This window comes from Nonomuraea terrae (genome assembly GCF_004348995.1).
Lineage (GTDB): Bacteria > Actinomycetota > Actinomycetes > Streptosporangiales > Streptosporangiaceae > Nonomuraea > Nonomuraea terrae.
Genome location: NZ_SMKQ01000004.1, coordinates 71,366 through 86,975 on the forward strand (window position 1 = coordinate 71,366; position 15,610 = coordinate 86,975).

Below are 15,610 nucleotides of genomic sequence, written 5' to 3' on the forward strand. Positions count from 1 at the left end.
CCGGTTTTCACGTTCATTGTCAGGATCTTCCGATTGTTGCTGTTGTATCGTCATCCCGCTGTTCGATTCGTCGCGGTCGACACGGGGGCCGCGTCTCGCCGCCGCCCTGCTTCGGGGCCATCACGGTATGAGCGGGCCGGTCGGCCGATCCACGATTGGAGCAATGTGCGAGGAAGATCCTCTCTGCTGGGTGCCGTCGTCGTGGCGATGGCGGCGCTGTTACCCGCACTGCCGGCTGTCGCGGCGACCCCAGACCCATCGGCGACCCCAGACCCATCGGCGACCCCGAAGCCCACGGCGACCGCAGAGCCTTCGGCGGCTCCCGCGAAGGGCCGCATCGCCTGGGCTCCCTGCGAGGAGGAGCCCAGCGCCGAGTGCGGCACACTGGCCGTCCCCATCGACTGGTCGCGTCCGAGCGGGCCCACCATCGATCTGGCCGTCGCCCGCCGCAAGGCCACCGACCCCGCCTCCCGCGTCGGATCCCTGGTGATCAACCCCGGCGGTCCCGGCGGATCGGGGGTGGAGGCCGCGTACGGCGCTCCCGGTTTCTTCACCGAGGAGCTGCAGAAGCACTTCGACATCGTCGGCTTCGACCCCCGGGGCGTCGGCCGCAGTCACCCGGTGATCTGCTCGGCGTCGGTGTACAACCAGATGCCGTACGCCGTCATGAAGAGCCAGGCCGACTTCGTCAAGTGGAGCGGCTACGCCAAGAAGCTGCGCGCCGACTGCCGGGCCCGCACCGGCCCGCTCTACGACCACGTCGACTCGGTCAACGTCGCGCGCGACCTCGACGCCCTGCGCGCCGCGCTCGGCGAGGAGAAGCTCACCTTCTACGGGATCTCGTACGGCACGCTGATCGGCCAGATGTACGCCGAGCTGTTCCCGCACCGGATCCGGGCCATGGCCCTCGACAGCAACATGGACCACAGCCTCGGCGTCAAGGCGTTCCTCGACAGTGAGGCCGCCGCCGTCGAGGACGCCTTCGACCAGTTCGTCGGGTGGTGCGACCAGGAGCCGGCCTGCGCGCTGCACGGGCAGGACGTCCGCGCCGTGTGGGAGCGGGTCCTCGCCAAGGCCCGCAGCGGCAAGCTCTACTACCCGGGTGTCGAGGACCGGCCGATGACCGAGATCCAGGTCCTGTGGCAGGGCGTGCTCGGCACCGAGGGTCCCGCCTGGCAGCTGCTCAGCGAGATGCTGCGCGCCCTGGACGGCGGGGAGCCGCCCTCGTGGATGCCGCCGCTGCCCGGCCGGCAGCCGGTGTCGGGTGAGGTCGCGCACCTGCCGACCGCGATCCTCTGCCAGGACTACCACCTGCCGGTGCGCAACTACAAGGAGTACGCCGCCCTGCTGCGCAGCTCCAACCGGCTGGCCCCCGACATGCGGCTCAACCCGATGCCGATCGAGGACCTGCCCGTCTGCCTGAAGCACCCCACCACCAACCCGCAGCACCGGCTGCGCTACACGGGCGACGCCCCGATCCTGCTGGGGAACTCGCTGCACGACCCCTCCACGCCGTACTCGTGGTCCGCCAACGTGGCCCGGCAGCTCGGCCCCAAGGCGCGCCTGCTGACGTACGAGGGCTGGGGTCACCGCATCTACGGCAAGGACGAGTGCAGCACGGTGCCGATCGACGACTACCTGATCTCGCTCACCGTGCCGCCGCCCGGCTTCCGCTGCCCCGTGGGCGGCAGGGTCGAGACCACGTTCAAGAAGCGGCAGCGCGAGCTGTGGCCGACGGACGGGCTGCCCTGGAGCGCCCCGTTCCCGACGCCGCTCATCGCCGGCCGCGCGGGATGACACCGACCCGTCGCGCCCAGCCCTCGTACTCGGCCGCCAGGTCGGCGACGAGGGCAGGGTGGCGGCGGGCCAGGTCGGTCGTCTCGGAGCGGTCCGCGTCCATGTCGTACAGCTCCCACGGCCCGCCGTTCTCGCGGACCAGCTTCCACCGGCCGCGGCGTACGGCGGCGTTGCCGAGGTGCTCCCAGAACAGCGGCACGTCCGCGACCGGCTCGCCGCGCAGCGCGGGCAGCATGGTGCGGCCCTCGGGCGGCGGGACCTCCCTGCCCCGGTACCGGCGCGGAGGCTCGACGCCGGCCACGCCGAGCAGGGTGGGCAGAACGTCGGTGAGCTGGAAGGGCGTCCGCACGATCCGCCCGCCGGCCAGGCCGCCCGCCGGCCAGTGCACGATGAACGGGGTCGCGATGCCTCCTTCGTGCACCCACCGTTTGTAGTGGCGGAAGGGGGTGTTGGACAGGTTGGCCCACGCGGGACCGTAGCTGGCGTAGGTGTCCTCGGGCCCGGGGTCGATGCCCGGGTCGTTGCCCACCCGCAGCTCCGCGCCGTCGCGGGTGCGCGGCGGGACGATGTGCCGCCTGGACCGGAACTCCTCGGGGTCGCCGAGCGGGAGCACCTCGGCGCAGCCGCCGTTGTCCGACAGGAACACCACCAGGGTGTCGTCCACGACCCCGCAGGCCGTCAGCCGGTCGAGGATGCGGCCGATCCCCCGGTCCATGCGCTCGACCTGAGCCGCGTACACCTGCATGCGGCGCGCCTCCCACTCCTGGTGCGGCGCCGCCGCCCACGGGGGTTGCGCCGGGTCGCGCGCGGACAACGCGGACTCCGCGCCCAGCAGTCCTTCGGCGCGCAGCCGGTCGAGCCGGCGACGGCGCAGCTCGTCCCAGCCCGCGGTGTAGACGCCGTCGTACGCGGCGACGTCCTCCGGCGGCGCGTGCAGCGGCCAGTGCGGCGCGGTGTAGGCGACGTAGGCGAAGAACGCGCGGCCTGCGGCAGCCTCCCGCCCGATGAACTCCACCGCGTGATCGGTGATCGCGTCGGTGTAGAAGAACCGCGGGTCGCGGGTCTCGGCGCTGGCGTCCGCCTCGCCGCGGCGCAGGGTCGCCGGGTCGTAGTAGCTGCCGCATCCGCTGAGCGTGCCGAAGAAGTCGGCGAAGCCCCGCCGGGTGGGCCACGAGCCGGCCGGCTCCCACAGCGGCCCGCTCAGGTGCCACTTGCCGGACATGCCGGTGGCGTACCCGGCGTCGCCGAGCACCTCGGCGACGGTCACGCAGCGGTCGGTGAGGCTGCCCGGATAGCCGCCGGGCATGTTGCTCCCGGCCAGGACGCCGATGCCGGTCTGGTGCGGGTGCAGCCCGGTCAGCAGGGACGCGCGTGACGGGCTGCACCGGGCCGTGTTGGAGAACTGCGTCAGCCGCACCCCGGACCGGCCGAGCCGGTCGAGGTTCGGCGTACGGATCTCACCGCCGTAGCACCCGATGTCCGAATAGCCCAGGTCGTCGGCGAGGATCAGCACGATGTTGGGCGGTCTCACGTCGTACGCAGCCACACGGTCGTGTCCGGCGGGAGCGGATCGCCGCTCGCGTCGAGGGTGTCGCTGCGCAGCAGGACGACCGCGTCCGGGGGCAGCGGCTCCTCCCCGGGGCCGAGGTTGACGACGCACGCGAAGCCCGGTCCGCGGCGGAAGCACAGGACCGAGCCGGATCGGCCCGTCCACTCCAGCTCCTGCGGCACGTCCAGCTCGCGGCGGATCCGCAGCGCCCGCGCCACGAGGTGGTAGGTGGACGACGGGTCGGCCAGCTGGTTCTCGACCGAGAACCGCTCCCAGCCGGGCGGCTGCGGCAGCCACGGGTCCGCGGACCCGAACCCGGCGCCGTCCGGCTCCGCCGTCCAGGGCAGCGGCACGCGGCAGCCGTCGCGTCCCCGGCGCCGCCCGCCGGAACGGGTCCAGATCGGGTCCTGGATGCGGTCGTCGGGGATGTCCATGTGGTCGGGCAGCCCGAGCTCCTCGCCCTGGTAGAGGTAGGCGACGCCGGGCAGCGCGAGCATCAGCAGCAGCGCGGCCCTGGCGCGGCGCCGGCCGAGGTCCTCGTCCACCGGGCCGAGCTCGTGACCGGACCTGCCCTGGTGCTTGCGGGTGTCGGCACGGCCGTAGCGGGTGACCGTGCGTTCGACGTCGTGGTTGGACAGCACCCAGGTCGGCGGCGCGCCGACGAGGGACATCGTGCGGACCGTAGAGTCGATCACCGTGAACAGGTCGCCCGCGTCCCACGCGGACTGCAGGAACGGGAAGTTGAACGCGGTGTGCAACTGGGCCGGCGCCACGTACCTGGCCAGTCGTTCGGGGTCGGCCACCCACGCCTCGGCCACGAACACGCGGGGCGGGTCGTACTCGTCGGCCACCCTGCGCCAGTCACGGTAGATCTCGTGCACCTCGTCGCGGTCGCGGTGCGGGTGGTCCGGCACGTCGGTCAGGACGAGCAGGTCCTCCTCCCCGTAACCGAGATCGGGATATTCCGGGTGTTTGGTCAGCCCGGTGGCGACGTCGATCCTGAACCCGTCCACCCCGCGGTCGAACCAGAACCGCAGGATGTCCAGGAACTCCGCGCGGACCTCGGGGTTCGACCAGTTGAGATCGGCCTGGCTGGGGTCGAACAGGTGCAGGTACCACTGCCCGTCGGGCACCCGCTGCCAGGCGCTGCCACCGAACGTGCTGCGCCAGTCGTTCGGCGGGACGTCCCCGCCGGGGCCGTCCAGGAAGTGGTACCTGGCGCGTTCCGGGGAGCCGGGCGGAGCGGCGAGCGCGGCCTGGAACCACGGGTGGTCGGTGGAGGTGTGGTTCGGCACGACGTCCAGCACGACCCGCAGGCCGTGCCGGTGCGCCTCCTCGATGAGGAGCTCGGCCTGGCGTACGTCGCCGTACTCGGGGGCGATGGCGCGGTAGTCGGAGACGTCGTAGCCGCCGTCGTTGTTCGGCGACGCGTACCACGGCGTGATCCAGACGGCGTCCACGCCGAGATCGGCCAGGTAGGCCAGGCTGCTGCGGATGCCCGCGATGTCGCCGATGCCGTCGCCGTCGCCGTCCGCGAACGACCGGATGTACAGCTCGTAGATGACGGCGGTGCGCCACCACTCGGCGTCACTCATCGGCGGCTCCGATCAGGTCAGGTTCGTACGCGTCCAGGAACGCGCGCAGGGCGGCCGTCTCGTCGTCGTCGAGCGTGCGCAGCGGCGGGGCGACCGCCGCGGGGCAGAGACCCCGCAGCGCCAGCGCCGCCTTGACGACCGGGACTCCTGGCCTGATCCCGTGCACCGCGAGCAGCTCGATGACGCGTCGCTGAGCCCGCGCGGCCCGGTCACCGTCGAACAGGTCGAGCGTGAGCCGGGGCGCGAGGTTGGCGATGCCCGGGGTGATGCCGTCGGCGCCGGCGGCGAGCGCGTCGCGCATGGCGCGTTCGGCGCCCTGGCTGACCCCGAAGCCGGGCCGGCGGCGCTTGACGTCGAGCCACTGGCGCAGGACGCCGGAGTCGCCGGAGCTGTCCTTGACGCCCGCGACGTGTTCCATGCCGGCGACCGCCGCGATCGAGCCCGCCGAGAACGGCGCGGCGTAGCGCGGGATGTGGTACGCGATCACCGGCAAGGACACCGCCCGCATCGCCCGGTAGTGCTCGATGACGTCGCGTTCATCGTGGTGAAAGTAGCACGGCGGGCTGACGGCGACCGCGTCGCAGCCGGCCTCTGCGGCGAGCTCGGCCCGCGTCAGCGATTCGCGGGTGCCGGCGCTTGAGGCGTTCACGATGACGACGCCGTCCGGCGCCAGCCGCCGCCACCCGGCGACGGCGTCGCGGAGGAATCCGCCGATCTCGGCCGTCTGGTGCAGCGGCCCTTCACCATTCGTGCCCAGCAGCATGATCTTCGTGACGCCCGCGGCGGCGAGCGCGCCGAAGTAGCGCCGCCCGGCCGCGTAGTCCGGCCGGCCCTCCTCATCGATCGGCGTGACGGCGGGCACGACCACGCCCGTCAGCAGGCCGGCCATCAGTACCCCCTGATCTGCGGCCAGGCCAGCTCCACGCCGTCGGCCCGCAGCGCGTTCTGGAACGCCCGCAGGTGCGCCTCCTTGCGCCGGACGTCGTGCGGTTCCACCTTCTCCGCCAGGCTGTAGACAGCCAGGGAGGCGGCGGCCTCGCCGATGTTCCACTCCACCGGGTGGAGCCGGTAGCAGCCGTTGGTGATGTGCGTGGTGCCGATGTTCTTGCCGGCCGGCAGCAGGTTCCGCATCCGTACGGGCAGCAGGGCGCCGAGCGGGATCTGGAACGGGCAGCTGGCGACGTCGATGTAGTTGTCGCCGCCGGTCGACGGGTGCAGGTCGATGCGGTACATGCCGATCCCGACCGTGTCGTCGTACGGCGCCGCGCCCGCCTCGCCGCGGACGGCGAGCGAGACGTCCTGCTCGACGACGGTGTACTCGGCCCTGATGCGGCGGGACTCGCGGATGTACGGCGCGGCGGCGAAACCGTCGGGAGTGTCCATGACGTCCGGCCGCAGCCGCAGCCCCGGCCAGCCGTGCCCGCCGTCGGGCCGCGGCGCCTCGGTCTGCAGCCAGTAGAGCATGCTCTCGGACAGCTCGCGGGCCCCGGCGAGGTGGCGGGCCTTCTCCTCCTCGCTCACCCCGATGATCGGCCCCTCCACGTAGTCGATCATCGGCCAGTTGACCAGGGTGACGTCGCTGGTGATGAAGCCGGGCTCGTACAACTCCTGGGCGACGGCGCGGCGGAACTCCCACAGCTCACGGTCGCCGGGGTCCTGGCTCTGGTCGGCGACCACCGGACCGGACCGGATGTTCGGCGTGAACGTCCGCGTCAGCGGCTCCCGCGTGCGCGGGTCAGGCGCGGTCAGCCCGATCTGCGGCCCCGGCCAGTAGTCGGGACGGTACGCCCGCCAGTGGTCGTACCTCACCGGCCGCTCGATCACGTGGTTCTCCCCCTCCCGGTGATCGACGGCGAACACCCAGGAGAACGCCTGCATGTTGCCGGGCTGCGCCACCTCGGGCGCGTTCGGCTCGCCGGTCTCGTGCCGGGACTCGAACCCGGTGACGTGCTCCACCCCGGCGAGGGGCAGCAGGTCGCCGAGCTCCGTGGCGTCCAGGAAGTACGGGCTCGTGATGTGCACCCGGCTGCCGTCGGCGCGTTCCACGCTCACGGCGCGCACGAGGTCGCCGCTGGTCTCGGCCGCCACCGGCCGGGCGCCGAGCAGGATGCGCAGGCGGCCGCTGCTCAGGTACGGGTCGACCAGCGCGCGCAGCACCGCGCCGCTGATCCGCGGCTCGTGGCAGAGCGCGCCGACCCGGCCCAGCCCGGGGTTGAGGTACGGCTCGCTCCTGGCGGCCGGCGTGAGCGGGTACCACGTGCGGTAGTGGTCGCGGACCGCGTTCCGGTAGCGCCGGTAGGAGGCGGTGCACCCGAACTGCTCGATCCACCTGTGCTCGTCCGGTGGCACGCCCTGGCTGGTGAACTGGCCACCGATGCGGTCGCCCTCCTCGGTGAGCACCACCCGCAGCCCGTGCCGGAGTGCTGCGAGCGCGGCGGCGACACCGCCGACGCCGCCGCCGATGACGGCCAGATCCACATCAGCTGTCTGCGATTCCAAAATGCTCCGTCCTGTTGTGTGGGAGGTCAGGCGCCTTCGAGGTCGAGGGCGGCGTCGAGCAGTTTCCTGGTGTAGGGGTGGCCGGGCCGCTCGAACAGGTCGTCGGCGGTCGCGGTCTCGACCAGGCGGCCCTGGTGCATGACCGCCACGCGGTCCGCGATCTGCCTGACCACCCCGAGGTCGTGGGTGATGAAGAGGATGGCGAGCTCGCGCGAGGCGCGCAGGCCGGCCAGCAGCCGCAGGATCTGCGACTGCACCGACACGTCGAGCGCCGAGACGGCCTCGTCGCAGACCAGCAGCCGGGGCCGCAGCGCGAGCGCCCGGGCGATGCTGACCCGCTGGCACTGCCCGCCGGACAACGACGGCGCGCGCCGGTCGGCGACGCCGGGGTCCAGGCCGACGTCCCGGAGCAGCTCGGCGATCGCGTCGTCCCAGGACCGGTCCGCCGGGGCGGCCGACCGGTGGGTCCGCCAGGTCTCGGCGATGATCGACCGTACGGTCATCCGTGGGTTCAGCGAGGCGGCGGGATCCTGGAAGACCATCTGGATCGCGCGGCGCACCTCCGGCGGCCGTTTCGCCACCCGCCCGACCGGGGCGCCGTCGAAGAGGACTGTTCCTGCCTGGGGCGTCTGCAGGCCGGCGACGCAGCGGGCGACCGTGGTCTTGCCCGAGCCGGACTCGCCGACGACCGCCAGCGTCTCGTCGGGGCGTACGGCGAGGGAGACGCCGTCGACGGCGTTCGGTCTGCCGCGCCTGCGCTCCCTGCGGGAGTGGAAGTTGACCACGAGGTCGCGTACCTCGATCAAGCTCACGTCTCCTCCGGGAAGTGACAGGCGACCTGCCGGCCGGGGGCGACCTGCCGCATCTGCGGGACCTCGGTACGGCAGACGGCCCGCGCCTTGGCGCACCGTGGGTGGAACGGGCATCCGCTCGGCCGGTCGGCCGGGCTCGCCGGGCTGCCCGGCAGCGGCTCGGCGATGGCCGTCCTGCTGCGCACGGCCGGAACGCTCACCACGAGCGCCCGCGTGTACGGGTGCGCCGGGCTGCTCAGGACCTCGCGGCCGGGGCCGATCTCGCACAGCCGGCCCGCGTACATGACGACGACCTCGTCGGCCACGTGCGCCATCACCCGCAGGTCGTGGCTGACCAGCAGCATGGCCATGCCCTCCTCCTCGCGGATGCGCCGCAGCAGCGCGAGGATGCGGGCCTGCACGGTGACGTCGAGCGCCGTCGTCGGCTCGTCGGCGAGGATGAGCTGCGGTGAGCCGGCGAGCGCCGTCGCCACCATGGCGCGCTGCCGCAGGCCGCCCGAATACTGGTGCGGGTACTGCGCGTGCCGGGTCCGCGGGTCCGGCACGCCGACCCGGTCGAGCAGGTCGATCACCTTCTGGCGGACCTCCTGCTTGGGCATGCCGCCGCGCCGCAGGATCTCGCCGACCTGGCGGCCGATCGTCTGCGTCGGGTTCAGCGCCGACTGCGGGTCCTGGAAGATCATGGCGATGGCGCGCCCGCGCAGCCGGCGCCGGTCCTTCTCCGCCATGGTGACCAGATCCTCGCCCTGCCACCACATGCTGCCGGACACCTCGGCGCCGGCCGGGAGCAGGCCGATGACGGCGGTCGCCGTCATCGTCTTGCCGCTGCCCGACTCGCCGATCAGGCCGGTGGTCCGGCCCGCCGCGACGGCGAACGAGACGTCGTCCACCACGCGGACCGGGCCGGCCGGGCCGGGCAGGTCGATCGACAGGTGCTCGATCTGGAGGAGCGCGTCCGTCATCCGTCGCCGCCGATGCGGACCTTCGAGAAGTCCGGCGTGAGGTCCTGCGGGACGGTGAAGCCCTGCACCGACTTGTTGCGGACGTACAGGGTGCGCACGTACATCGGGTACATGCCGACCGCGTCATCCCAGATGATCTTGTTGGCCTGCGCGTACAGCTCCTGCCGCTTGGCGGTGTCGCTGGTCGAGCCGGCCTCGGCGAGCAGCTTGTCGAGGTCCTCGTTGCAGTAGCCCATGCGCTTGGCCGCGCAGGTGTACAACCGGCCGAGGTTGGTCGCCGCGTCGAAGCCGGCCGTGCCGAGCTGCTGGATGTTCAGCTCCCAGTTGAGCGCCAGCAGGTCCTGCAGGAAGACAGCCGACTCCTTCTGGATCGGCTCCACCTTGACGCCGATCTTGGCGAGGTCGCTCGCCACCGCGTCGGTGAACTGCTGGAACTGCGGCTGGGAGAACTGGAACCTGATCGTCTGGTCGTAGTCCCAGCCGGCCTTGTCCAGTGCCGCCTTGGCCGCGGCCTGGTCGTACTTCACCGGGGTCTGCGGCGCGTAGCCGAGCACGTTGGGGGTCACCACCGAGTCCGCCACCGAGCCGGTCTCCGGGAACAACGACGTGACGATGGTGGGGAAGTCGACGGCCTGCCACAGCGCGCGCCGGACGGCGGGATCGCCGAGCCCCTTGGCGGAGCTGTTCATCCACATGGTGATGACGCCGTTGCCCTGGTCCTTCTCCACCACGAGGTCGCTGTTGGCCTGCAGGCCGGGCAGCTGGTCGTCCGGCACGGCCCAGGTCAGGTCGACCTCGCCGGTCTTCAGCGCGGTCATCCGCGCCGCCGTCTCCCCGATGCTGCGTAGTTCGAGTCGCCGCAGGGCCGGCTTGCCGCCCCAGTAGCCGGGGTTGGGGGCGAGCACCAGGCTCTGGCCCGGCGTGAACCGCTCGACGACGAACGGGCCGGAGCCGACCGGCTTGTCCCATTTCTCCTGTGCGGCGGGCGTGACGTAGAAGGTGCTGAGCTTGCCCAGCAGCGCGGGGTCGGGGTCCTTCGAGGTGATGACGACCGTGTCGGCGCCGCTCTCCTTGGCCTCGTGGCCGGCGTAGTTGCTCGCCATGGCGCCCTTGAGCTCCAGGACCCGGTTGAAGGAGGCCACGACGTCGGCGCTGGTGACCGGCTTGCCGTCGGAGAACGTGACGTTGCCGCGCAGCCTGAATGTCCACTCCGTGGCGTCCTCGTTGGGCTGCCACGATTCGGCGAGCACGCCCTCGAACTGCCCCTTCCCGACCGTGCGGACCAGGGCGCTGTAGATGGCCTTGGCGGCGACCTGGGTGCCGTTGTCCATCGCGGAGGCGCCGTGCGGGTCGAGGTTCTCGATGGGGGTCCACGCGGCGACGACGAGCTCCTGCGGCACGTCACCGCCCGCCGTGGAGCCGCCGGTGGTGGTGCTGCAACCGACGAGCCCGGCGATGGACAATGTCGCGGTGGCGAGGACCACCGCACGACGAAGCCGTATCGGCCTCATGCGAATCACTCCTGACATTGACTGAGGGGTCAGCGACTGCTGCCGAGACGCTGGGTGAGGTGGTCGCCGAGCAGGCCCGTGCTCACCACGAGGCCGGTCAGCGCCAGGCCGGGTAGCGCCGAGATCCACCATGCGGTGTCCAGGTAGTCCTTGCCGTTGGCGATGACCTGGCCCCAGGACACCGTGGACGAGGGCAGGCCGAGGCCCAGGAAGCTGAGACCGGCCTCCGACAGCACCGCGCCGGCGAATTCGGTGGTGGCCAGCGCGGTCACCGGTCCGATCACGAACGGGATGATGTGCCGGACGATCACGACCGGGGTGGGCACCCCGATCAGCCGCGCGGCGTCGACCCAGGGCCGTACGCGCAGCGACAGGGTCAGGCCGCGGGCGAGCCTGGCGAAGGCGACCCAGCCGGCCACCGACAGCGCCAGGACGACGACGAGCATGCCCTGGTCGAAGAGCCCGGCGATGACGATCGCCAGCAGGATGCCGGGGAAGGCCATCAGGACGTCGATCAGCCGGGAGATCGCGACGTCGGTCCAGCCGGCCAGGTAGCCGGCGAGGGTGCCGAGGGCGAGCCCGACGGCCAGGCACGTGGCCACGACGGAGACGCCGATGACGATCGACGTACGGGCGCCGTGGACCAGCTGGCCCAGCATGTCGCGGCCGGCGCCGTCGGTGCCGAGCAGGGCGAGCGTGCCGTCCTGCCGGACCGCGCCGATCGGCAGCAGCCGGTCCGCGACACTGGTCGCCACCGGGTCGTACGGGATCAGCAACGGCCCGACGAGGCCGACGAGCAGGTAGCAGGCGAGGACGACCGCGGCGGCCGTGGCGACGGCGGGCGTGGAGCGCAGGCGGACCGGCCACAGCCGGGTCCTTACGGTGATCGCGCTCATGAGGCGCCTCCCAGCCGGACCCGCGGATCGAGCCGGGCCGCGATCAGGTCCGCCGCGACGTTGCAGCAGACCACGATGGCCGCGATGAGCAGCACGGCGGCCTGCACGATCGAGTAGTCCCGGTTGCTGACCGCGGTCACCAGCAGCGAGCCGAGGCCGGGCCAGGAGAAGACGCTCTCCACGATCACCGCGCCGCCCAGCAGCGTGCTGATGTGCAGCGCGCCGACGGTGACCACCGGGGTCGCCGCGTTGCGCACCACGTGCCCGGTCACCACCTCGCGGGTGCTGAGCCCCTTGGCGTACGCGCGCCGCACGTGGGGTTCGGCCATGGTCTCGGCGACGCTGCTACGGGTGATCCGGGTGAGCAGCGCGGTGAAGGGCGCGGCGAGCGTGAGCGCGGGCAGCACGATGTGGGCCGGTGTGCCGACGCCGGCGCTGGGGAGCAGCCGCAGCTGCAGCGCCATCACCAGGATCAGCATGATCCCGATCCAGAACGGCGGCATGGAGTAGAGCGTCAGGGCGAGACCGGAGATCCCGCGGTCGATCCACCGCCCGCGGTAGGCGCCGGCCAGCGCGCCGAACACGACGCCCAGCATCGCCACGACCGTCGCCGCCAGGGCGAGCTCGACCGAGGCCGGCAGCCGGGACAACACGAGGTCGAGCGCCGGCTGCCCGAACCGGTACGACTCGCCGAAGTCGAGCGTCACCAACTGGCCCAGGTAGTGCCAGTACTGGACCGGCAGCGGCTGGTCCAGGCCGAGCCTGGCCCGGGCGTCGGCCACCTCGGCGGCCGTGGCGTCCGGCCCGAGCAGGACGATCGCCTGGTCGCCCGGGGCGAGGCGCATGATGAAGAACACCAGCGTGGCGGCCCCGAAGATGATCAGGACGCCGGTCGCCGCGGTGCGCAGCGCGTACTTGGTCATCGCCGCACCACCCGGCTGATCGAGTTGCCGCGCACGTCGATGCACGGCACGAGCAGCTGGAGAGGCGGCTCCTCCGCGCCCTCGAGCAGGTTGACCAGCAGCCGGACCGCGGCCCGGCCGATCTCGACCCGCGGGATCTCGAACGACGTCCAGATCCTGGTAGCGGTCGGCGCGGGCGCGGAGCCGAGGAAGGCGACCGACAGGTCGTCGGGGATCCGCACGCCGGCCGCCTCGGCGACCTCGGCCAGGGCGACGCCGGTGGCGTTGTCCTCCGACGGCTCGACCAGGACCGCGGTGACGCCGTCGCGGACCCAGCCGGTGACCCGGTCGGCGCCGATGTCCCCGGCGCCGCCGGAGTACTCGACGAGCAGGTCGTCAGGGGCCAGGCCGGCGGCCCGCGCGCCCTGGCGGAAACCCAGCTCGCGGTCCTCGCCCGGCTCGGCGCCGTCGCTCTGCCGCAGCAGCAGGACGCGCCGGTGCCCGAGCGCGGCCAGCTCCTCCACGAGGGCGGCCGTCGGGGCGACGTAGTCGGGGGCGACGTAGGACAGCTCGGCGCCCTCTATGTCACGACGTCCGATGAAGACGAACGGGAAACCCTCCTTGGCCAGGTTCGCCAGATCGTCCCTGGAGATGTGCCGGCCCAGCAGGACGCAGCCGTCGGACTTCAGCAGCGCGTTGCGCCCCTTGGCGTAGACGCCTCGCTGTGCGGTGTTGGCCGAGGTGAACAGCAGCAGGTCGTAGCCGAGCCGGGCCGCCTCCTCCTCCACGCCGACCAGGAACGGATGGTAGAAGTCCCGCTGGTCGACGGGGAACACCGACTCGAACGTGTAGAGGCCGATGGTCTTGACGGTCATGCCGCGCAGCGCCCGCGCGGCGGGGTTGACCGCGTAGCCCAGGTCCTCGATCGCCTGCTGGACCCGCCGGCGGGTCTCCTCGGACACCGGCGCGCCGTCGCGCTCGCTGAGCACGAGCGAGACCGTGGCCTGGGACACTCCTGCCCGCTGGGCGATCTCGACTTGGGTGGGGCGTCTCGGCCCGACTCGTTTGGGCATGGCAATCCAGGTGACTAATACGTAACGACTGCGGGCCACCCTAGGCACCGCGAAGCGGTCTCCACAAGAGGGAAGTTTCTCCGACATTGCAGTCATGTGTCGTGGAGAAGCGACAAAAGCGGCGTTTATTGACTCTTGTGAGCCGGAATCTGCCTCTGTACGATCCCCGGTCTATACGTATCAACCGCCATTTGAGGAGGCAGGCGCCATGTCCGAAGGCACCGATCGTCGAGCGCTGTTACGGATCGGCGGCGCGGCCCTGGGCGCGGCCGCGGCGACCGCGTCGTGGGGCGCGGCGCCCGCGGCGGCCGTGTCGGTCTCGGCCGCCGACCCGGCGGACGTCGTCACGCCGCAGCAGTTCGGCGCGCTGGCCGACGGGAAGCACGACGACACCGACGCCGTCCAGCAGGCCATCGACGCCCAGGGCACCCGGCTGAACCGGATCGTCGTCTTCCCGCCGGGCACCTACCGGATCACCCGCACGATCGTCATCCCCGACCTGCCCGGCGAGCCCTTCAACCGCATCCAGCTGCGCGGCTACAGCACCATGACGAACCGCGCCTCGATCATCCAGGTCGAGCACGACGGGGTGGGCATCGACGTGCGGTGCTCGCTCGCCGCCGTGCACGGCCTCGCGTTCGTGGCGCCGGCCAAGACGGCGAACAACGTCGCGCTGCGCTTCGCCGGCGAGGCCAACACCGACGACACCGACGCCGCCATCCTGGAGTGCACGTTCGTGTCGTTCAAGCTCGCCGTCGACCACGTCGGCCGCGGGATCTACTTCGCGCACAACCTCGTCGCCCTCTGCACCACCGGCATCAGCCTCGCCTGGCCGGGCGGCGGCACGGAAGGCGGCGCCGACCATCTCCCGCCGTACGGGCTGCGCAAGTGGCTCATCACCGGCAACCACTTCCACAGCCCGTTCCAGGCCATCGTCACGCAGGGCGCCGAGAACGCCGACTTCCGCGGCATGATCATCCAGGGCAACCTGCTCGACATCGGCCGGCGGCTGCTGATCGGCAGCGTGAGCAACTCCACCATCACCGGCAACGTGGTGGAGAAGGCGGACAACGGCCCGATCATCGAGATCACCAGCGGGGGCCACGACCTGACGATCGGCGACAACGTCCTCGGCGGGTTCGAGCCGCCGCAGAACAACGGGCCGTGCGCCGTCCAGTTCTCCAGCGGCGTGACCGCGCACAACGTCACCATCAGCGGGAACTCGTTCAACTGGCTCAACCACTCGCCGATCCGGTTCGAGAACGACGCGAGCAGGGTCACCATCGCGAACAACTCGTTCGACAACTGGAACCTCGGCGCCAGGAACGACGCCGCGGCGATCAGGGTGAACGGCGCGGCCCGGACGTTCAGCATCATCGGCAACGTCATCTCGGCCGATCCGGCCGGCCGGCCGCCGATCCTGACCACCGGTGGGCTGCACGACTCCCACGTCATCGGCAACGGCTCCGAGCAGGTGCCGCTGGTCGCGGGCCCGGTAGGGGACGATTCGTTCGTGCAGGCCACGCCCGGCCGGTTCAACCGGATCGAGGTGGCCGGGCCGATGGGCGCGGCGGCCAGGGTGGTCAGCACCTGGACCGGCGCCGTCACGGCGGGCGAGGACCGCTACGGCTCGTTCGTCGTCGAGGGCAGCAACGCCAACCCGGGCGTCAAGGGCGGGCTGCGCGTGGTCCCGGTCAACGGGTCGGGCTCGGCCGCCACCGAGCTGCTCTGCTCGACCACGTCCACCAACGAGCTGGTCTCCATGATCTCCAACGCGAACGGACTGGTGCCGCCGGCCGACAACGTCCGGGATCTGGGCAGCGCCGACCGGCGGATGCGTGCCGTGTACGCGCATCGGGTGGTGTTGTCCGAGCACGCGCCGGACGCACTGCCGGACGCCGCCGACCACGCCGGCGGTCTCGTGCTGGTCCACGACCCGAAGACGGGCAAGCGTGGCCTCGCCCTCTCCGACGGCGGATCCTGGCGCGGCGTCGTCCTCGGCGCCCCCGTCTGA

Annotated in this window: 12 protein-coding genes; 2 read left to right on the top strand and 10 right to left on the bottom strand. The window is 71.9% G+C overall.

The genetic code is table 11. The features are described from left to right. Positions 1-165 precede the first annotated feature (165 nt). The gene (locus tag E1286_RS02790; RefSeq protein WP_223189490.1) at positions 166-1,797 is read left to right on the top strand and encodes an alpha/beta fold hydrolase; all 1,632 of its coding nucleotides are present in this window, start codon (positions 166-168) and stop codon (positions 1,795-1,797) included. On the opposite strand, the gene E1286_RS02795 is transcribed toward E1286_RS02790, so the two are convergent. From E1286_RS02795 to E1286_RS02840, 10 genes are read right to left on the bottom strand one after another with little or no spacing between them, the layout of a single operon-like run. After that, the gene (locus E1286_RS02795) at positions 1,775-3,328 is read right to left on the bottom strand and encodes an arylsulfatase (RefSeq protein ID WP_246074359.1); all 1,554 of its coding nucleotides are present in this window, start codon (positions 3,326-3,328) and stop codon (positions 1,775-1,777) included. The two genes, E1286_RS02790 and E1286_RS02795, sit on opposite strands and share 23 nt — an antisense overlap. Next, on the bottom strand, positions 3,325-4,941 hold the full coding sequence (locus E1286_RS02800) for an alpha-amylase family glycosyl hydrolase (protein ID WP_132608683.1): 1,617 nt from the start codon (positions 4,939-4,941) through the stop codon (positions 3,325-3,327). The genes E1286_RS02795 and E1286_RS02800 overlap by 4 nt, the downstream gene beginning before the upstream one ends. Beyond that, positions 4,934-5,830, bottom strand: coding sequence for a dihydrodipicolinate synthase family protein (locus E1286_RS02805; protein ID WP_132608684.1), 897 nt, complete (start codon positions 5,828-5,830; stop codon positions 4,934-4,936). The genes E1286_RS02800 and E1286_RS02805 overlap by 8 nt, the downstream gene beginning before the upstream one ends. Next, positions 5,830-7,419, bottom strand: coding sequence for an FAD-dependent oxidoreductase (locus E1286_RS02810; protein ID WP_223189492.1), 1,590 nt, complete (start codon positions 7,417-7,419; stop codon positions 5,830-5,832). Before E1286_RS02810 ends, E1286_RS02805 begins: the two co-directional genes overlap by 1 nt. 47 nt (positions 7,420-7,466) lie before the next feature. Further along, positions 7,467-8,252 carry an ABC transporter ATP-binding protein gene (locus tag E1286_RS02815; protein WP_246074361.1) on the bottom strand — a complete coding sequence of 262 codons (786 nt, stop codon included), beginning with the start codon at positions 8,250-8,252 and terminating at the stop codon, positions 7,467-7,469. Then, entirely contained in the window at positions 8,249-9,214 is a 966-nt protein-coding gene (locus tag E1286_RS02820; protein ID WP_132608687.1) for an ABC transporter ATP-binding protein, read from the bottom strand. The genes E1286_RS02815 and E1286_RS02820 overlap by 4 nt, the downstream gene beginning before the upstream one ends. Continuing rightward, the gene (locus E1286_RS02825; RefSeq protein ID WP_165969537.1) at positions 9,211-10,725 is read right to left on the bottom strand and encodes an ABC transporter substrate-binding protein; all 1,515 of its coding nucleotides are present in this window, start codon (positions 10,723-10,725) and stop codon (positions 9,211-9,213) included. Before E1286_RS02825 ends, E1286_RS02820 begins: the two co-directional genes overlap by 4 nt. Before the next feature lie 29 nt (positions 10,726-10,754). After that, positions 10,755-11,621 carry an ABC transporter permease gene (locus tag E1286_RS02830; RefSeq protein ID WP_132608689.1) on the bottom strand — a complete coding sequence of 289 codons (867 nt, stop codon included), beginning with the start codon at positions 11,619-11,621 and terminating at the stop codon, positions 10,755-10,757. Next, positions 11,618-12,544, bottom strand: coding sequence for an ABC transporter permease (locus E1286_RS02835; protein ID WP_132608690.1), 927 nt, complete (start codon positions 12,542-12,544; stop codon positions 11,618-11,620). Before E1286_RS02835 ends, E1286_RS02830 begins: the two co-directional genes overlap by 4 nt. Continuing rightward, the gene (locus E1286_RS02840) at positions 12,541-13,596 is read right to left on the bottom strand and encodes a LacI family DNA-binding transcriptional regulator (RefSeq protein WP_132608691.1); all 1,056 of its coding nucleotides are present in this window, start codon (positions 13,594-13,596) and stop codon (positions 12,541-12,543) included. The genes E1286_RS02835 and E1286_RS02840 overlap by 4 nt, the downstream gene beginning before the upstream one ends. Before the next feature lie 208 nt (positions 13,597-13,804). Between E1286_RS02840 and E1286_RS02845 the strand changes: the two genes are divergently transcribed. After that, complete coding sequence (locus E1286_RS02845) at positions 13,805-15,610, top strand: right-handed parallel beta-helix repeat-containing protein (protein WP_165969538.1); 1,806 nt, start codon at positions 13,805-13,807, stop codon at positions 15,608-15,610.